The following is a 20,033-nucleotide window of genomic DNA, read 5'->3' on the forward strand; positions in this document are numbered from 1 at the left end:
GGTGACGTTCTATGAAGTTAGATAACATGTTTAAGAAGACCAGATTACATTCAGGAAGGAAAAATTATATTGATCTGGGCGCATCAAGACCAGAAGTTCCAGAAGGACTTTTGCGTAAATGTAATAAATGTGGCGGAGCAATCATTACGGAAGATGTGAAAAATGGTTATTATATCTGTCCAAAATGTGGAGGATATTTCCGTGTACATGCATATCATAGGGTTGAAATGATTGCGGATGAGGGAACCTTTGAAGAATGGGATCTGGGACTTACCACTCGCAATCCGTTGAATTATAAAGGCTATGAAGAGAAGTTGGAAGGTCTGAAGGAAAAGACAGGGCTGGAAGAAGCTGTGGTTACAGGGAAAATAAGCATCAACGGAACAGAGACGGCTGTTGGTGTCTGTGATGGACGGTTTCTGATGGCCAGTATGGGTGAAGTTGTGGGCGAGAAGATTGCAAGAATGGTAGAGCGTGCTACCCAGGAGAAGCTACCGGTAATCTTATTCGCATGTTCTGGTGGTGCCAGAATGCAGGAAGGAATCGTATCCCTGATGCAGATGGCGAAGACTTCTGCAGCGTTAAAGCGTCACAGTGATGCCGGCCTTCTGTATATCAGTGTGCTGACGGATCCGACGACTGGTGGCGTGACCGCAAGTTTTGCGATGCTCGGAGATGTGATTCTGGCAGAGCCGAAAGCATTGATCGGATTTGCGGGTCCAAGAGTGATTGAACAGACAATTGGACAGAAGCTTCCGAAAGGATTTCAGCGTTCAGAATTTCTTCTGGAGCATGGATTTATTGATGCCATTGTGGAACGTCCACAGTTGAAGGAAACTTTGTCTCAGATTCTGAAGCTGCATGAAAAAGAGGATGCATCGAATCCTGAGAAGATGAAGTCGAATCTGGCAGAGAACAAATCGCAGGATATGAATGAAATTGGCAAAATGAAGACAGATGAGGATCTTCCGCTTCATAATCATCTGGCGGGAGCATGGGATCGTGTCTTACTCTCCCGAATGAATGATCGCCCGGTAGGAAGCGACTATATTCAGGCATTATTTACAGACTTTGTTGAATTTCACGGGGACCGTTATTATGGGGATGATAAGGCAATCATCGGTGGTGTGGCAAGATTCCATGGTATCCCGGTTACCGTGATTGCGCAGGCGAAAGGAACCAATACGAAGGAAAATATCGAGCGAAACTTCGGGATGCCTTCACCAGAAGGATATCGCAAAGCATTGAGACTGATGAAACAGGCTGAAAAGTTCCAACGTCCAGTTATCTGCTTTGTGGATACCCCGGGAGCTTTCTGTGGACTGGAGGCAGAAGAGCGGGGACAGGGAGAGGCTATTGCAAGAAATCTCTATGAAATGTCCAGCTTAAAGGTTCCAGTCTTGTCTGTGATTATTGGAGAAGGTGGAAGCGGTGGCGCGTTAGCTATGGCTGTGGCAGATGAAGTATGGATGTTAGAGAATTCTATTTATTCTATTCTGTCGCCGGAAGGATTTGCAAGTATTCTGTGGAAAGACAGTACGAAAGCAAAAGAAGCGGCTGAGGTCATGCGCCTGACGGCAGAAGATCTGTATCACATGGGAATTGTAGAAAAGGTATTCCCAGAACCGTCACATTTTACCGTGCAGAATTTGAAGCAGATGACACAGATGTTAGCAAGAGAAATGGAACGATTCTTGCGAGATTACGGGGATTTGACTCAGGAAGAGTTATCTGCACATCGGTATAACAGATTTCGTAAGATGTAGGAGAATGCATATGAATATCAATTCATTGAGATTGGGACAAAAAGAAGTAAAAGTTCCGATTATACAAGGCGGCATGGGTGTAGGTATCAGTCTGGGCGGCCTTGCAGGAGCGGTTGCAAAGGCGGGCGGCATAGGAATCATCTCTGCCGCCCAGATTGGCTTTCAGGAACCAGATTTTGATACCAATACAAAGGCAGCGAATCTAAGAGCCATTAGAAAAGAATATCAGAAAGCAAGAGAGATTGCGTCGGAAGGAATCATAGGATTCAATATAATGGTGGCAATGCAGGACTATGAAGATTATGTCAGAGAAGCTATCGATGCGGGGGCAGACTTGATTGTCTCCGGGGCAGGTCTTCCAACGGATCTTCCGAAGATTGCAGATGGCACGGATGTGAAACTGGCACCTATCGTATCCACAGATAAGTCTGCGAAAGTGATATTGAAGTACTGGGATAAGAAATATCATCGTATGCCGGATCTTCTGGTAATTGAAGGACCGAAAGCCGGTGGTCATCTTGGGTTTACGAAAGATCAGCTGGAGGAATATCAGTCAGAGGCATATGATCAGGAGATACGGACAATTCTTGACACAGTTCGGTCATATGAAGCGAAGTATTCCCACAAGATACCAGTCGCGTTAGCAGGAGGAATTGCAGACCGCAGGCAGGCAGAACATGCATTTTCACTTGGAGTAGATGCAATCCAGGTGGCGACCAGGTTCGTGACAACGGAAGAATGTGATGCAGATATCCGTTATAAAGAAGCATATCTAAAGGCAAAAGAAGAGGATATTGTGATCGTAAAAAGTCCGGTAGGAATGCCAGGACGTGCAATCCAAAATCCATTTATGGAAAAGGTTATGGCAGGTGAGCAGATTCCTCACAGTCCTTGTCATCATTGTCTCCACAGGTGTAGACCGAATGAGATTCCATACTGTATCACGGATGCATTGATTCATGCTGCCAAGGGAGAAGTAGATGATGCGCTGTTATTCTGTGGTGCTTATGCATATCGGGCGGATTGTCTGGAAACGGTGCAAGAAGTTATTGATTCCCTGCTGCCGGAAATAGTATAATACATGATAAGGGATATAAGTCCCGAGTTGGAAAGAATAGCCGAGCGAAGGGGTAGCGGGTAATGGAAGATGCATATATGACAATTAATCATGTTCTGGTCAAGCTGATCAATGAGATCTGGGAATTGGAAGAAAAGGCCATTATAACCGATGAGTTCAAAGATCTTACGAATAATGATATGCATGTGATTGAGGCAATTGGACTGGGAGAAGGAAGAAATATGTCTTCCATTGCCAGGCAGTTGAATATTACCGTGGGTTCTCTTACGACAGCGATGAATAGTCTTGTAAATAAAAAGTATGTTGAACGTCACAGAAGCGAAGAAGACCGCAGAGTCGTATTTGTGAAGCTGACGTCCAAGGGAATAAAAGCATACCATCATCATGAGGATTATCACCGACAGATGACGCAGGCAATTCTGGACAAATTAGATGAGAAGGAATTGCCGGTACTGATGAAGACTCTGGATGCATTGTCGGATTTCTTTGCCGGATACAGTGAGAAGAAGGAGCCATAATTTATGATAAAAGGTGTAATCTTTGATATGGATGGTCTGATGTTTGACACAGAGCGACTGTCCTTTCGATTCTGGAAACAGGCAGGAGAGAAGATTGGGTATGAGATTCCCGAAGAGATGGTGGAAGGATTTCGCGGAAGAAATCGTGCATCGATCGGGAAGGAGATTCTGGATATCTATGGTCCGGAATTTGACTTTGATCTTTTTGGAAAATATAAGACACAGGCGCAAATTCAATATATGGAAGAAAATGGAGTCCCGATAAAACCGGGACTTTTGGTGCTTTTGGAATATTTGAAAGAGAAGCAGATTAAGATGGCGGTAGCGACATCTACCAACCAGGAACTGGCAGATTGGATGCTGGAGATGGCACAGGTATCTGCTTATTTTGATACATTTGTTTACGGAAACAGAGTCGAAAGGAGCAAACCGAATCCAGATATTTTCTTGAAAGCGGCAGAAGAACTGCATCTTCCTATGGAAGAATGCCTGGTTCTGGAGGATAGTATTGCCGGGGTGGAGGCTGGAGAGAGAGCGGGTGGATATATCATCCACATTCCGGATATTATTGTAGTACCCGAAGAAGTGAAGGTAGGAATTACTGCTGAGATGGAGAGTCTGGAGGAAGTGATCTCTTGGATAGAACATGCAAACCAGTCAGTATAGGAGGAAGCGCAATGTATGAAGAGGAAGTAAGGAAACTGCAGGACATTATTGATGACAGCCAGAATATTGTATTTTTTGGCGGAGCGGGAGTATCTACAGAAAGTAATATTCCGGATTTTCGAAGTGCGGATGGATTGTATCAACAACAATATAAATATTCGCCGGAACAGATTGTCAGCCATAGCTTTTTTGTGCGAAATACGGAAGCATTCTATGAATTCTACAAAAGTAAGATGATGTTCCTGGATGCGAAACCGAATCCGGCACATAAGAAGCTGGCGGAATTGGAAGCGGCAGGAAAGTTATCGGCGGTGATCACGCAGAATATTGACGGGCTTCATCAGGCGGCGGGAAGCAAGAATGTACTGGAACTTCATGGAAGTGTCCATCGCAATTACTGTCAGCGGTGTCATCAGTTTTATGATGCGGCTTATGTAAAGAATACAGAAGGGATTCCGAAGTGTTCTTGTGGCGGTGTGATCAAGCCAGATGTGGTATTGTACGAAGAAGGATTGGATTCTTCCATTATTGAAAAGAGCATTCATGCGATCAGTATGGCGGATACACTGATCATTGGCGGAACTTCACTGGTGGTATATCCGGCTGCCGGATTCATCGATTATTTTCGTGGAAAACATCTGGTCGTGATCAATAAGAGCGCTACAGCCAGAGAGGTTGGAGCAGAGCTTACGATTGCTGCTCCGATCGGTCAGATTATGGATCAGATTGTCTGCTAGGAGGATGAGCATGGTGTTATACGGGAAGGAAACGAAGAAGGCGTGTGAGAATTTTGCATTGGGGACAGAGCGAACCCGCCTTCCGTTAATCTATGCAATGCTGGATGTTAAAAAAGCTGCCGCCATGTCTCACAAGGAACTGGGACTGATGGAAGGATGGAAGGCAGATGCCATCATGGCGGCATGCGATGATCTGAAGCAGGAAAAGTATCAGGAAAATTTCTGCATTCATCCACTTCAGGGTGGTGCAGGAACTTCTACGAATATGAATGTATGTGAGACGGTGGCAGGCTGTGCACTGGTATCTCTGGGAAAGGATGCCACAGATTATAATGTGATTCATCCATTGGATGATGTGAATAAAGGACAATCTACCAATGATGTCTACCCTACCGCTCTTCGTATTGCAGCAATCCGGCTGGTTCGTAAGTTAAGCGATGAGGTCAGCCGACTGCAGGAGAGCCTGCAGAAGAAGGAACTGGAATACAAAGATATTCTGAAACTGGGACGGACGGAGCTTATGGATGCCCTGCCGCTTACCCTGGGAGAAGAATTCGGCGCATATGCCCAGGCCATTGGAAGAGATCGCTGGCGCATCTATAAAGTCGAAGAGAGACTTCGACAGGTCAATCTCGGTGGAACAGCCATCGGACTTGGGGATAACGCGGATCGGAAATATATGTATCTGGTGATTGAACATCTACGTGAAATGACGGGAATCGGGCTTGCGAAAGCAGAATATCCTGTAGATCTGACCCAGAATAACGATGTCTTTGTGGAAGTCTCGGGCTTACTGAAGGCACTTGCTGTGAACCTTATGAAGATTGCCGGAGATCTGCGCTGGATGAATTCTGGTCCTAAGGGAGGTCTGGGAGAGTTGATTCTGGAAGAAGTGCAGGCAGGGAGTACTATCATGCCGGGCAAAGCGAATCCAGTCATCCCAGAGATGGTGACCCAGGTAGCCATGAAGGTCATGGCAAATGATCAGGCGATTGCATATGCCGCTGCAAATGGCAACTTTGAGCTGAATGCATTTCTGCCATTGATCGCAGATAGCCTGTTGGAAAGTCTGGAACTTTTGATTCGAGCATCGGAGATCTTCCGCAAGAAATGTATTGATACGCTGCGGGTCAATAAAGAAGGGTGCAGAAAGCATCTGGAAGGGTCGCTGGCAGATGTGACACATATGTCTGTGAAAATCGGATACGATCAGGCGGCGGAGATTGCAAAGGCCCAGGAATTTCATGAGAATGCAGAGAGATAAGTACAGGAATGGAAAAGGTTCCATAGAATAAGCAGTAAAATAAAAACAGACAGGGATATATGAAAAAAGATGTATCCGCTGTCTGTTTTGATTTTATAGAAAGGATTCAGATGTTATGAGATCTATAAAAAGGGAAAAATCTCGATGCTTCGTTCCAGGATGCCTTGCATGTATGCGATGGCGGTTCCATAGTTGGTCATAGGAATTCCGGCATCTTCCGCACATTTGATACGATATTTCATCTCTCGCTCATTCAGTGTACAGCCGCCGCAATGCACGATGAGTTTATATTTGCCAAGTTCCAATGGAAATTCGGTACCGCTGGTAAATTCAAAGTTCAGATGCTTCCCTGTGTGATTCTGAATCCACCGCGGTAATTTGACGGTGCCGATGTCGTCGCACTGGCGATGATGGGTGCATCCCTCCGATATCAGAATCGTGTCGCCATCTTCCAGGGTATCCAAAGTTCTGGCTCCATTTACGACAGTCTTCAGATTGCCCTTGTATCTGGCAAATAAGATGGAAAAGGAAGTTAACGGAATATCGCGGGGAGTATCGGCGGATACCTTGGCGAACACCTGGCTGTCCGTAATGACAAGTGAGGGCTTTTTGCCCAGAGAGTCAAGAGTTTCCCGCAATTCATGTTCTTTTACTACAATAGCGGTAGCGTCAGCTTCCAGAATATCACGGATTGTCTGCTGCTGAGGCAGGATAAGACGACCCTTTGGAGCCGCTTTATCAATCGGAACCACCAGGACAACAAAGTCTGAAGGATGAATCAAGTCTCCCACAATCCGTAACTTATTGTCTTCTGTCGGTGCAAGAGCAGCAATCAGTTCTTTTAATTCATGGATATTCGTTTTATCAGCTGCACTCACCCAGATTACATGATCTGACGATAACGAAGCAGGAATATTTTGAGCAGAGAAAGTTCTGTCCTCTATAAGATCCGCCTTATTCATAACCACTACATAAGGAATCTGCTTGTCCTTGATTCGATCAAGAATAGCACAATCCTCACCGGTCATACCAATCGTACCATCCACGACCAATACAGCAATATCCGTCTTATTCAATACCTGATAAGCCTTCTGAATACGTAGTGCACCAAGCTCACCCTCATCATCAAGCCCCGGTGTATCAATCATAACCACCGGACCCAGAGGAAGAAGCTCCATCGCCTTTAATACAGGGTCCGTAGTAGTACCCTTCACATCCGATACAATCGCAAGACTTTGCCCCGTCAGTGCATTGATCACACTAGATTTACCCGCATTCCTTCGGCCAAAAATACCGATATGAACACGCTCCGCAGATGGTGTATTATTCAAACTCATATATAAACCTCCTTAGGTGGGGACGGGGGTTTTTTCAATTTCCTCCGTCCCAGATTAAAATATCCCTGTCCCAAATTCATTTTACCGTGTCCCTAATTGTTCAACGAGTCGCCTCTGGAGGTGACGACGTGATAACCAATGGATTCCATGCGTCGTTCCATGCAGTGGCGGCATTCGGCGGCTTCGTCTCCCGTGCAGATCTTGTTGTCGTACAGGAGATAATCTTTGCGGACGCTGGTTGGTGAGAGATTAGGCATGACGACATTTGCACCTGCCTGGATTCCCATCTCGCGGCCTCTAGGATGGATAGTTCCCAATGCGGTGGTAGCTGGCAGCAGTACTTTGGGAATCATCAGCCGGATCAGGCCCAGCATGAATAAGGTCAGTTCCAGCGTGCCGGCTGGTTCATTGGCAAATGTTGTGTCATGGTGTGGAATAAATGGACCGATTCCGACCATATGTGGGTTCAGATCATGGATAAACAGCATATCTTCTGCAAGGTGTTCGGGGGTCTGATATGGTGACCCCACCATGAAGCCGGTTCCTACCTGGTAGCCGATTTCCTTCAGATCCCACAGGCATTGTTGCCTTGCCTTAGCGCTTAAACATGCGGGATGAAGCCGGGAATAGTGCTCTTCGTTATAGGTTTCATGTCTTAGGAGATATCGGTCTGCGCCCGCATCGAAGAAACGCTGATAGTTTTCGCGAGATTTTTCACCAATCGAGAGTGTAATCGCGCAATCTGGATAAAGGGTCTTTATCTTGCGAATGAGATGAACCATCTTATCATCGGTATAAAATCCATCTTCACCACCCTGCAGGACAAATGTTCGAAATCCCAGAGAATATCCAGACTGACAACAGGATAGAATCTCTTCTTCTGTCAGACGATAACGGTTTGCGTTGAGATTGCTCTTACGGATGCCGCAGTACAGGCAGTCATTGCGGCAATAGTTGGTAAATTCAATCAGCCCGCGGACATAGACATCATGCCCATAGTATTGATGCCGTTCTTCGCGGGCAAGTGAAAATAAGTATTCCGCAAGTTCTGGTGTTCGTCCGGCAATCAGAGTAGTCCATTCTGCATGGGACAGGTTGCGTTCGCGATGTAATTTGTCAATCAATTGTTGCAATTCTTTGTTTTTTTTCATAAATATTTCACTCTTAACCTCTTTATTTTCAAAGAAAAAACCTGACACCTCAGGCGTCAGGTTCTAAAGGACAGCATAGTGTACTGTCCATATGTTTTTCTTGAATCTGTGCGCCTTCTCACGCAGAGTAATTCTTTGTGATTAGTACGTGTTAATGAAATTATAACACACTGGCAAATGTCAGACAATAAAAGATAATGTTTTCACGAACGGAAAGTGTGTTATACTGGAACTATGCGAAAATGAATCGATGTATTGAGGAGAATGAAATTAAAATGGAAATAGAACAGGTGACGCATGATTTTGATCCGATTTTTGATGAACATTCCAGAATTCTCATGCTGGGGACCATGCCGTCTCCCAAATCTCGGGAGATAGGCTTCTACTATGGACATCCCAGGAATCGTTTCTGGAAGGTCGTATCTGATGTGTGCGAAGAACCGCTGCCGGAGACGAAAGAAGAAAAGATTGCATTTGCACTGAGAAATAAGATTGCAGTGTGGGACGTGCTGGCGGGATGTGAGATCCGTGGCGCGGAAGACAGTAGTATCCGCAATCCGGTCCCGAATGATATGAATAAAGTAATAAAACAGGCAAAGATCCATGCCATCTTCACGACCGGAACAAAGGCAGCGCAGTTGTATCGGCGGTATTGCTATCCGAGAACCAAAATGGAGGCAATCGCACTTCCGTCTACAAGCCCGGCAAATTGCCGGATGTCTTACGAAGAACTATACGAGGCGTATGCGGTGATCCGAAAATATATTTTGTAAAAGATGTATGATTGAAGATCATGCAGACGAATGGGAGGTAATGCAGGCTATGATGACAAGAGAAGAAAGAGTCAGCCATCTGATTGAATATTTGAAAGGTGAAAATCAAGGATATGCATCTTTGCAGGAGCCTGTTAATTATGAAGGAAAGAGGCGGCTGTTGAGAAGCCTTATGAATGTGCGTTTTCCAGGAGAAGCCGGTGACGATTTCCTTGTGCTGCAGGACGAATTGCTGCAAGAAGAGAATCAGGAAAAAGGGATTGTAACAATAGAAGAGATCCCTGCAATTCAAAGTGTTTATCCTTGTACTGACATGAAAAATGCAGAGAAGATCTCACTCTGGAAGGGCGATATCACAAGACTTGCCGCAGATGCCATTGTAAATGCAGCCAACAGCCAGATGCTTGGCTGCTTCGTGCCATGCCACGGGTGCATCGATAATGCGATACACTCAGCAGCAGGAATTCAACTTCGTAACGAATGCGCAGAACTGATGGAAGCACAAGGGCACGAAGAAGCGACCGGCAAAGCCAAGATTACAGGCGGATACAATCTGCCTGCCAGATACGTCATTCATACTGTCGGACCAATCGTAGGTATGGAAGTGACGGAAAAGCAAAAAGAAGAATTAAAATCCTGCTACTTAAGCTGCCTGAAACTGGCAGAAAAGGAAGGACTAACATCCATTGCATTCTGCTGCATCTCGACAGGAGAATTCCATTTCCCCAACAAACTTGCGGCCCAGATTGCCGTCGAGACCGTAGACAGATACCTTACCAAGTCCAGGATAGAACGCGTAATATTCAACGTATTTAAAGAGGAAGATTTTAATATATATAAGAAACTATTTCGTTAAGGGGGGACGGGGGTTTTTTCAATTTGCCCCGTCCCAACCTGTTCAGAAAGGACTCAAGATGGAGAATTTGATCTTTAGTTTAAATGCAACGGTTCCGGTATTCTTGATGATGGTACTGGGATTGATTTTTAGGAAAATTGGTTGGATTGGTGATGTGTTTGCTGCGAAGATGAATAAGTTTGTCTTTACTGTGCCATTGCCTGTGCTGGTGTTCAGTGATCTGGCAACGGTGGATTTTAGTCAGGTGTGGGATGTGAAGTTTGTGCTGTTCTGCTTTGTTGTGACGCTTCTTAGTATTGCGGTTTCGGCGCTGATTTCATTCCTGTGGAAGGATCGTTCCATCCGGGGCGAGTTCATTCAGGCATCCTATCGCAGCAGTGCAGCGCTTCTTGGAATTGCTTTTATACAAAATATCTATGGGACTTCCGGGATGGCTCCGCTGATGATCATTGGCAGTGTGCCGCTGTATAATATCATGGCGGTGGTAGTGTTATCCGTATTCCGCCCGGGACAGAATGGTATGGACAGAAAAGCGATAAAAAAGACGCTGAAAGGTATCGTAACCAACCCGATTATTATTGGAATTGTGGCAGGCCTTTTGTGGTCTGCTCTTCAGATACCAATGCCGCATATTATGGAAAAGACGGTGACCAGTATTGCCGGAGTAGCAACGCCGATGGGTCTGATGGCAATGGGTGCGACTTTCGATATTAAAAAAGCCTTTGCAAAGGTAAAACCTACGGTCATAGCCACATTGATTAAATTGGCAGGATTTTGTGCAATCTTCCTGCCGCTTGCAGTACAATTCGGTTTCCGGCAGGAAGAACTGGTGGCGATTCTCGTGATGCTGGGATCCGCAACAACGGTAAGCAGCTTTGTTATGGCCAAGAATATGGGGCACGAAGGGGTACTGTCCTCCAGTGTAGTAATGCTGACTACATTATTCAGCGCATTTACATTGACAGGATGGCTGTACGTATTGAGGAGCATGTCGTTAATTTAGGGACGTAGTAAAGTGAAAGAATACCCCGGGGTATTCTTTCACTTTACTACGTCCCTATTTGACAAAAATTCAATAAGAAATATAATGAAATATAAGTATTATGAAGAGGAGTTGAAATCAAATGGCAAGAAAAGATTTTGGAGCGAAACCATTAACTTATCCGCAGCCGGTGCTGATTATCGCAAGTTACGATGAAAATGGTGTTCCGGATGCGATGAATGCGGCGTGGGGAGGTATCAGTGAATCGAATGAGATATCGATGTGTTTGTCAGAGGGACATAAGACGGTTAAGAATATCTTGTCTCGAAAGGCATTTACCGTAAGTATGGCAGATGCTGCCCATGTTGTGGAATGTGATTATGTTGGAATGGAATCTGGCAATCAAGTGGCGAATAAGATGGAAAAAGCAGGATTTACTGTTGTAAAAAGCGAACGTGTGGATGCGCCGATTATTAATGAACTGGCTGTTTGTCTGGAGTGTAAGCTTAAAAGCTATGATCCGGAAACTTGCCGTATGGTTGGGGAGATCATCAATGTGAGTGTGGATGAGTCTGTGATGACAGATGGGAAAGTAGATGTAGACAAAGTTGCACCGATTACCTTTGATCCATTTAATAATGCGTACCATGTTTTGGGAGCAAAAGTTGGCAATGCTTTTGCGGATGGAGCGAAGCTTAAGTAACAATTAAGAGTGATTCCGACACTCTTAAGGATTTCTGAAAATTTTTTAAACTTCTTGACAAACGCTACTTTGATGGCTATGATAGTCATTAGTTCAATTTAAGATATAAAGGCATTGAAGAAGAGGAGTATGCATGATTGCCCTGACAGAGAGAGCAGCCCACTGGTTGAGAGGCGCTTAAGGAAGTAGGATGCAGAAGGTAGCTTTGGAGCCGGATGGCTGAACTATTGCGACAATGACCGCGGATATTCGTGAGAGTGATCACAGGATCAAGTGAGGATCAGGTAGGATATTAGGCCATCCCGGAGTCGTTCCCGTTATAGAATATGATGAGATATATAGAAGGTATTTCTACTATATAAATAAAGGTGGTACCGCGATGATAGTCGCCCTTTACGTTTTGTAGAGGGCGTTTTTTTCGCCCTTAAATGTGAAAACAATGTGAACTTATTTATGAGGTGAGGAGGAAATTATGAGCCAGAAGCTTGAGACGACTTACAATCCGAAAGAGATTGAGCCAAAATTGTATGAAAAATGGTGTGAGAACAAGTATTTTCACGCCGAAGTAGACAGAAGCCGTAAACCATTTACGACTGTTATGCCGCCGCCGAATATCACCGGTAAGCTGCACATGGGCCATGCGCTTGACAATACTTTACAGGACATCCTGATTCGTTACAAGAGAATGCAGGGCTACAACACATTGTGGGTGCCGGGAACCGACCATGCCGCAATCTCTACAGAGGTTAAGGTAACGAACCAGTTGAAAGAAGAAGGTATTGATAAGAAAGAACTGGGACGTGAGAAGTTCTTGGAGAGAACCTGGCAGTGGAAGGAAGAATACGCAGGAACCATCGAAGGACAGCTGAAGAAGCTGGGTGTCTCCTGTGATTGGGATAGAGAGCGTTTCACGATGGACGAAGGATGTTCCAAGGCGGTAGAAGAAGTATTTATTAAGTTATATGAAGAAGGATATATCTACAGAGGATCCAGAATCATCAACTGGTGTCCGGTATGTAAGACCTCCCTTTCTGATGCGGAAGTGGAACATGAAGAACAGGATGGATTCTTCTGGCATATTAAGTACCCAATCGTTGGTACCGATGATTTCCTGGAGATTGCTACTACACGTCCTGAGACCATGCTTGGTGATACTGCGATCGCAGTACATCCGGATGATGAGAGATATAAAGATATCGTTGGCAAGAAAGCCATACTTCCGCTGGTGAATCGTGAGATTCCAATCGTTGCGGATTATTATGTTGATAAAGAATTCGGAACAGGTGCAGTTAAGATTACACCGGCACACGACCCGAACGACTTTGAAGTTGGAAAACGCCACAATCTGGAAGAGATCAATGTTCTGAATGATGATGCTACAATTAACGAAAAAGGCGGCAAGTATGCCGGAATGGATCGTTATGAGGCAAGAAAAGCTATGGTAAAAGATCTGGAAGAGCAGGGATATCTGGTAAAGGTTGTTCCACATTCTCATAATGTAGGAACTCACGACAGATGTCACACAACCGTTGAGCCAATGGTAAAACAGCAGTGGTTCGTAAGAATGGAAGAGTTGGCAAAACCAGCTATCGAAGCTGTAAAGAACGGTGACCTGAAGTTTGTACCGGAGCGTTTTGATAAAATATATCTGCACTGGCTGGAGAATATCCGCGATTGGTGTATATCCAGACAGATCTGGTGGGGACACAGAATTCCTGCATATTACTGTGACGAGTGTGGTGAGATCGTAGTTTCCAGGGGCATGCCGGAAAAATGTCCGAAGTGCGGATGTACACATTTCACACAGGATGAAGATACACTGGATACCTGGTTCAGTTCTGCATTATGGCCGTTCTCTACTCTGGGATGGCCGGATCAGACGGAAGACCTGGATTATTTCTATCCGACAGATGTTCTGGTAACTGGATACGATATTATCTTCTTCTGGGTAATCCGTATGGTGTTCTCTGGATATGCACACACTGGAAAATCACCATTCCATACCGTATTCATCCACGGTCTGGTAAGAGACTCTCAGGGACGTAAGATGAGTAAATCTCTTGGAAATGGTATTGACCCACTGGAGATCATTGATCAGTACGGTGCTGATGCATTGCGTATGACATTGATCACGGGAAATGCACCTGGTAATGATATGCGTTTTTATAATGAAAGGGTGGAAGCCAGCCGTAATTTTGCGAATAAGGTATGGAATGCGTCTCGTTTCATCCTGATGAATATTGAAGGCAAAGAGATCACTGAGCCGGTAGATATCACACTTCGTCCAGCTGACTGCTGGATTCTGTCCAGATGTAATAATCTGGTAAAAGATGTAACGGAGAATATGGATAAGTTCGAGCTTGGAATCGCACTTCAGAAAGTATATGATTTCATCTGGGATGAGTTCTGTGACTGGTACATTGAGCTGGCAAAATACCGTATTTACCATGCAGATGAAGATGCACAGAGTGCAAATGATGCAATGTGGACATTACGGGAAGTACTGAAGAAGTCATTGAAACTGCTGCATCCGTTCATGCCTTTCGTGACAGAGGAAATATATGGAAAGGTTTGTCCGGAAGAAGAGTCACTGATGTTATCCGACTGGCCGGTATATGATGAAAAGCTTAATTTTGCAGATGCAGAGAATATTGCGGAACATCTCAAAGCAATCGTCAAAGGTGTCCGTAATGTTCGTGCAGAGATGAATGTACCGAATTCCAGAAAAACAAAAGTATATATTGTATGTGAGGACGAGATGCTCTGTAAGGGACTTGAGTCCCTGAAACAGTCTGCGGTTATGATGGCAGCAGCAAATGATTTTGTTATTCAGCACGATAAGACTGGAATTGCAGAGGATGCAGTATCCATCGTAGTACCAGATGCAACCGCATATGTACCGTTAGAAGAGTTGATTGATTTCGAGCAGGAAATCGAGCGTCTGACGAAAGAAGAGGCACGTCTGACGAAAGAGATTGCTCGTGCGTCTGGAATGTTGAATAATGAAAAATTCGTAAGCAAAGCACCAGAGGCAAAGGTACAGGAAGAAAGAGACAAACTTGAGACATATAAACAGATGATGGAACAGGTAAAAGAGCGACTGGAAGGATTAAAAGCAAAACAGTCATAAGGGGATATTATGAAGAAAATTCATTTTAAGAAGCCTGATGTGAAAGGGGCAATTCATAAACTGCAGAATCTGAAAAAGGAAGATGTGAGGGAATATTGGAAAGCAAAAAAGGAGCGGCGTGCACGTATTATAGAGGAGCGGCGCAACAGTGCTTTCGCTAAAAAAATGAAGCCAGTCTATCGTTTTATGAATCGATTTTCACTGGTGTTTCACGCATTACTTGCGTGCATCATTAATTTTGCAATCGAAGCGATTTCCAGACATTCTGCTGTGGAAGCGTGGGGATATATGACAGGGACACCGGTGGTGTTCCTGTACAATGCATTTATGATATTTATAACATTTTCTGTGGTATATCTGTTCAAACGCCGGGTGTTTGTACGTATTATCATCAGTGTCCTGTGGATGGTGCTGGGGATTGCCAACGGATATATGCTTATGAAGCGAGTTACGCCTTTTAATGCACAGGATCTTAAAATGGCAAAGGATGCGACTGCGCTGATCAATAATTATTTCAATGGGTTTGAATTGATTATTCTGGCTGTCGGAATTGTGGCAGTCATTATCTGGATCATATCCATGTGGAAACGCGGCGGACAATATGAAGGCAAGCTTCACCGTGTATGGGCGCTGATTGGGATCATTATCTGCGCAGTATCTTATGGAGTCATCTCAGATCTGGCTGTGGAAAAGAGGGTAGTATCAACTTATTTTGGAAACATTGCCTTTGCGTATGAAGATTACGGTCTTCCATACTGCTTTATGGCCAGTCTGTTCAATACAGGAATTAATGAGCCAAATGATTATAACGAAGAGACCATTGCAGAGATCAGCAATAACGGCGAGATTACGAAGAGTGAGACAGGATTGTCGGATGAAGAAAAGCCGAATATTATCTTTATTCAGTTAGAGTCGTATTTTGATGTGGATGAGGCAGAATTCTTTACAACATCTCAGGATCCATGCCCGAATCTGCATGAGATGTATCATAATTATTCATCTGGTTATTTCAAAGTACCTTCTGTAGGTGCCGGTACGGCGAATACGGAGTTTGAAGTGCTGACGGGTATGAATATGAGATATTTTGGACCAGGTGAATACCCATATAAGACGGTATTAAAGAATCAGACATGTGAGAGTGCCGCGACAGCATTGGCGGCATTAGGCTACGGAACTCACGGACTTCATAATAATGGAGGAAACTTTTATAGCCGTGCGAAGGTGTATAATAATATCGGGTTTGATACATTTACCAGTAAGGAATTTATGAATATTTTACAGACTACGGAAAATGGATGGGCTAAGGATGATATTCTGATTCAACATATTCTGGAAGCGATGGATACCACTGAGCAGCAGGATTTTGTGTTTGGTGTCAGTGTACAGGGACATGGGGATTATCCAGAAGAGAAGGTACTGGAGAATCCGACGATTACCATAGAAGGAATTGAAGATGAAGGCCTGAAAAATAAATGGGAATACTATGTAAATCAGGTCTATGAGATGGATCAGTTTGCAGGCAATCTGGTCAAAGCAATCGAAGAGCGTGGAGAACCGACGGTTATTGTATTCTATGGAGATCATCTTCCGACGATGGGATTAAAAGCAGAAGATCTAAAGGGACGTTACCTGTATAACACGAATTATGTGATCTGGGATAATATTGGTCTGGAGAAAGTGGATCGTAACATTGCGTCTTACCAGATTATGGCGGATGTATTTGAGCGCCTGGATATTCATTCCGGTACCGTGTTTAATTATCATCAGGAAAGAAGACAGACCAAGAATTATCTGGCAGATCTGGAACTTCTGCAGTATGACATCTTATACGGTAAGCAATACGTCTATGACGGAAAAGAACCGATTACGGAAGGACATATGGTCATGGGTGTCCGGGATGTGACACTGACGAATATTGTGTCACATCTAAAGAGCGGTTACAGTCTGTACGGCGAGAACTTTACCAAGTCAAGTAAGGTATATGTCAATGGAGAAAAGCAGAAGAGCTCATTTTTGAACAATACGCGAATTGATATCTCAGATATTGAATTGCAAGACGGCGATGTGATCGTGGTTCAGCAGATGGGATCAAGTAATACACTGTTCCGCAAGTCGGATGAATATATTTATCAAGATGGTGAATTAAAGGTTCAGGAAGGAACTGCGACCGATAAGACAAGATCCTGGGTAGAGCAGGCAGAAGAGGAAGAAGAGTAAGATGATAAAAGAGTCATTCACATATGAGGAAGCGACTGCTTATATCGAAGAAATACCAAAATTTACGCAAAAGCACACGCAGGAACATACCAGAGAATTCTTGCGAAGACTTGGTGATCCGGGTATGGACCGGAAGATTATTCATGTGGCAGGGACCAACGGGAAAGGTTCTGTGTGTGCGTATTTGCAGGCAATCTTAATGGCAGAGGGGAAAAGAACAGGATTCTTTACTTCCCCTCATCTTGTATCTGTGAACGAGCGGATACAAGTAGACCATACACAGATAGATAATGAGATGTTTCTCCGGGTATTTTTGCAGGTGCTGGAAGTCGTAAGACAGATGGAAGAAGAGGGAATTGCACATCCCTCTTATTTTGAATTTTTACTGGGGATGGGCATGAAAGCATTTGCCGGTACGGATGTGGAATACATTATATTGGAGACTGGTCTGGGTGGAAGGCTGGATGCGACGAATTCCATCCCGCGGCCTGCACTTTCTATTATTACGTCGATCAGTCTTGATCACACGGCAATTCTGGGAGATACGATTGAAGAAATTGCAGCTGAAAAGGCCGGAATTATCAAGCGTGGAGTCCCGATCTTCTATGACGGGAGCAATCCAAAAGCTGCTGAGGTCATCCGTCAGACAGCCCGTAAGCAGGGGGCTCCTTGTAGAGAAATATCGAAAAATGCGTTCGAAATCCAAGAAGTTACCCGGAAACATATTGCATTTTCACGGGTGAATGCGTATGATAAAGATGTTATCTATCAGGTGCCGATCTGTGGATGCTATCAGGCAATGAATGCAGAGATTGCACTGGAAGCAGCGGAATATCTGCTGCAAGGAGAAGTTATCCATGAAGACCGGTGGCAGAAGGCACTTGCTTCGATTCACTGGGAAGGCAGAATGGAGCAGGCGGCACCGCATCTTGTGATTGATGGTGCCCACAATCCCGGAGCAATCGAGGCATTTGTAGAGAGTATGAAAGCACTTGGCGCGGATGAAGGAGAAGGTCCGGTGATTCTGTTCTCTGCAGTGAGTGACAAGAAGTATGAGCAGATGATTGCTTATCTGTGTGAGAATCTCAATGCGAAAGCCTATGTGATTACGGAGATTGAAGACGCGAGAAAGGTCCCGGCAGAAGAACTGGGACGGGTGTTTAGGAGATATACGACGAAGCCGGTTATCTGTGAAGTGGATATAGTAGATGCACTTAAGGTGGCAGAAAAGCAGAGGGGTGAACACGGTGATGTCTATTGCCTGGGTTCCCTGTACCTTGCGGGAATGGTAAAGAAGCTGTTGGAAGGAGGCGGTTACCATGCTAAATTTTGAAGAAGAGTTAAAGAAGTTCCAGCCGAGTCTGGAAGTAGAGGATATAGAGGACGCTGTCTATCAGGAAGATCTGACAGACATGACGGATATTTTACGAGAGATGATTGAACAAACCAAGTAGTTGAAGGGGTACGAGGGTAGTATATGGATTATACAACAAAATTGTCTTACCAGTCCATGTACTGGTATAATGATGGATTGAAGAAAGCGAAGATTCGGGATCTGTCCGGTGCGATTGCATCTTTGAAGAAGAGTTTACAGTATAATAGAGGGAATATTGCATCCAGGAATCTGCTGGGGCTTGTGTATTATGGGCGAGGAGATATTGTAGAGGCGTTGGTAGAGTGGGTCTTGAGTAAGAATTTTCAGTCTCATGAGAACATTGCCAATTACTATATTCAGAAAGTCCGGGAGTCTCAGGAAGAACTGGAGATGATCAACCAGGCGATCCGGAGATATAATCAGGCTTTGCTCTACTGTCAGCAGAATGGTGAGGACCTGGCGATCATTCAGCTGAAAAAGGCTGTGGCTGCCCATCCGACGTTCGTAAAAGCGCATCAGCTGCTGGCGTTGCTCTATATCAAGACGGAACAGTATGGGGAAGCGAGGCAATCCATCCGTGCCGCCCATAAGCTGGATACGACGAATGAGATTACCCTGCGATATATGCATGAATTGAATCAGATCCGTAAGGCAAGGACGGTGAAGATTAAGGAAAAAGACAAGAAGGAAAAGCATACTGTTACCTACAATATTGGTAATGAGACTATTATTCAACCGGTATCTTCCAGTTATAAGGATAATGCCGGGCTGCACAGTGTTGTGAATATTGCACTGGGTGTATTGGTAGGCGTGGCTGTGATGTGGTTTTTAATCATGCCGGCGATGAACGCTTCCCGGCAGGAAAAGGTGAATCAGCAGACGGTGGAATTCAGTGATAAGATTGCCACTCAGGAGGCGCAGATCAGCGCACTGAAAAAAGAACTGGAAGAATATCGCTCTACCAGTGAAGAGACGCAGAACGCACAGGCCACGGCAGAATCCACGCAGAGCAGTTATGAGATTGTGATGTCGATTGCAGCCCATTACCGGGCAGGGGATATGAGTGATGCCGCTATGCTGGAGGAGCTTCTGCAGGTGAATGCAGATTCGCTGGGGACAGTTGGAAGGGATAAGTTTGAAGAGATTACATCGGAGTTATATCCAAGAATGTGTTCGAATCTATTTGCAACATCTCAGCAGAATTATGAAGTTGCCAACTATGATACGGCAATTACCAATCTGGAACAGGTCATGCAGATGGATGCAGGTTATAATGACGGGGCAGCAATGCTCTTGTTGGCACAGTCCTATGAGAAGAAGGGTGACCAGGATCAGGCGAATATGAAGTATCAGAAGATTATCGAAGATTATCCGGATACAGATGCGGCAAATGCTGCTCAGGAAGCTCTGGATGCGCAGAATTCCGGTGGCGATAATGCTGACGGTGATGCAGGAAGTACAGAAGAATAGGGAGTTTTTA

The 20,033-nt window shown here is 44.7% G+C and carries 17 protein-coding genes and 1 other annotated feature; of the genes, 15 read left to right on the plus strand and 2 right to left on the minus strand.

Annotated elements, in window-relative coordinates; genetic code table 11:
• The first annotated feature begins 11 nt into the window (after positions 1-11).
• The 6 genes from ACQRBH_RS01985 to ACQRBH_RS02010 all read left to right on the plus strand — a co-directional run bounded on the left by ACQRBH_RS01985 (position 12) and on the right by ACQRBH_RS02010 (position 6,029).
• A complete protein-coding gene (locus ACQRBH_RS01985; protein ID WP_427743739.1) occupies positions 12-1,766 on the plus strand; it encodes an acetyl-CoA carboxylase carboxyltransferase subunit alpha in 1,755 nt (584 codons plus the stop codon).
• A gap of 4 nt (positions 1,767-1,770) precedes the next feature.
• Positions 1,771-2,844, plus strand: a complete 1,074-nt coding sequence (locus ACQRBH_RS01990; RefSeq protein WP_427760783.1) for an NAD(P)H-dependent flavin oxidoreductase — start codon at positions 1,771-1,773, stop codon at positions 2,842-2,844.
• A gap of 62 nt (positions 2,845-2,906) precedes the next feature.
• Positions 2,907-3,362, plus strand: a complete 456-nt coding sequence (locus tag ACQRBH_RS01995; RefSeq protein ID WP_427760784.1) for a MarR family winged helix-turn-helix transcriptional regulator — start codon at positions 2,907-2,909, stop codon at positions 3,360-3,362.
• Between the two features lie 3 nt (positions 3,363-3,365).
• Positions 3,366-4,028 carry an HAD family hydrolase gene (locus tag ACQRBH_RS02000; protein WP_427760785.1) on the plus strand — a complete coding sequence of 221 codons (663 nt, stop codon included), beginning with the start codon at positions 3,366-3,368 and terminating at the stop codon, positions 4,026-4,028.
• An 11-nt stretch (positions 4,029-4,039) separates the two neighbouring features.
• Entirely contained in the window at positions 4,040-4,765 is a 726-nt protein-coding gene (locus tag ACQRBH_RS02005; protein WP_427760786.1) for an NAD-dependent protein deacylase, read from the plus strand.
• Positions 4,766-4,775: 10 nt separating this feature from the next.
• Complete coding sequence (locus tag ACQRBH_RS02010) at positions 4,776-6,029, plus strand: aspartate ammonia-lyase (RefSeq protein ID WP_427760787.1); 1,254 nt, start codon at positions 4,776-4,778, stop codon at positions 6,027-6,029.
• A gap of 122 nt (positions 6,030-6,151) precedes the next feature.
• Here ACQRBH_RS02010 and hydF read toward each other — a convergent pair whose 3' ends face one another.
• Entirely contained in the window at positions 6,152-7,366 is a 1,215-nt protein-coding gene (gene hydF / locus ACQRBH_RS02015; protein ID WP_235232281.1) for a [FeFe] hydrogenase H-cluster maturation GTPase HydF, read from the minus strand.
• Between the two features lie 92 nt (positions 7,367-7,458).
• Complete coding sequence (gene hydE / locus ACQRBH_RS02020; RefSeq protein ID WP_427760788.1) at positions 7,459-8,517, minus strand: [FeFe] hydrogenase H-cluster radical SAM maturase HydE; 1,059 nt, start codon at positions 8,515-8,517, stop codon at positions 7,459-7,461.
• 275 nt (positions 8,518-8,792) lie between these two features.
• Between hydE and ACQRBH_RS02025 the strand changes: the two genes are divergently transcribed.
• The 9 genes from ACQRBH_RS02025 to ACQRBH_RS02065 all read left to right on the plus strand — a co-directional run bounded on the left by ACQRBH_RS02025 (position 8,793) and on the right by ACQRBH_RS02065 (position 20,023).
• The gene (locus ACQRBH_RS02025; protein WP_427760789.1) at positions 8,793-9,290 is read left to right on the plus strand and encodes a DNA-deoxyinosine glycosylase; all 498 of its coding nucleotides are present in this window, start codon (positions 8,793-8,795) and stop codon (positions 9,288-9,290) included.
• A gap of 52 nt (positions 9,291-9,342) precedes the next feature.
• A complete protein-coding gene (locus ACQRBH_RS02030; RefSeq protein ID WP_427760817.1) occupies positions 9,343-10,146 on the plus strand; it encodes a protein-ADP-ribose hydrolase in 804 nt (267 codons plus the stop codon).
• Between the two features lie 58 nt (positions 10,147-10,204).
• Entirely contained in the window at positions 10,205-11,149 is a 945-nt protein-coding gene (locus ACQRBH_RS02035) for an AEC family transporter (protein ID WP_427760790.1), read from the plus strand.
• 121 nt (positions 11,150-11,270) lie between these two features.
• Complete coding sequence (locus ACQRBH_RS02040) at positions 11,271-11,831, plus strand: flavin reductase family protein (protein WP_427760791.1); 561 nt, start codon at positions 11,271-11,273, stop codon at positions 11,829-11,831.
• Between the two features lie 105 nt (positions 11,832-11,936).
• Positions 11,937-12,228, plus strand: a binding site (T-box leader).
• Between the two features lie 75 nt (positions 12,229-12,303).
• Complete coding sequence (locus ACQRBH_RS02045) at positions 12,304-14,961, plus strand: valine--tRNA ligase (protein ID WP_427760792.1); 2,658 nt, start codon at positions 12,304-12,306, stop codon at positions 14,959-14,961.
• A 9-nt stretch (positions 14,962-14,970) separates the two neighbouring features.
• Positions 14,971-17,178, plus strand: coding sequence for an LTA synthase family protein (locus ACQRBH_RS02050; protein ID WP_427760793.1), 2,208 nt, complete (start codon positions 14,971-14,973; stop codon positions 17,176-17,178).
• Between the two features lies 1 nt (position 17,179).
• On the plus strand, positions 17,180-18,511 hold the full coding sequence (locus ACQRBH_RS02055) for a bifunctional folylpolyglutamate synthase/dihydrofolate synthase (RefSeq protein WP_427744665.1): 1,332 nt from the start codon (positions 17,180-17,182) through the stop codon (positions 18,509-18,511).
• On the plus strand, positions 18,498-18,632 hold the full coding sequence (locus ACQRBH_RS02060; protein ID WP_004607343.1) for a hypothetical protein: 135 nt from the start codon (positions 18,498-18,500) through the stop codon (positions 18,630-18,632). The genes ACQRBH_RS02055 and ACQRBH_RS02060 overlap by 14 nt, the downstream gene beginning before the upstream one ends.
• 23 nt (positions 18,633-18,655) lie before the next feature.
• A complete protein-coding gene (locus ACQRBH_RS02065; protein WP_427744663.1) occupies positions 18,656-20,023 on the plus strand; it encodes a tetratricopeptide repeat protein in 1,368 nt (455 codons plus the stop codon).
• Positions 20,024-20,033: the final 10 nt, after the last annotated feature.

Source organism: Bariatricus sp. SGI.161, assembly GCF_050313695.1.
Lineage (GTDB): Bacteria > Bacillota > Clostridia > Lachnospirales > Lachnospiraceae > JAFBIX01.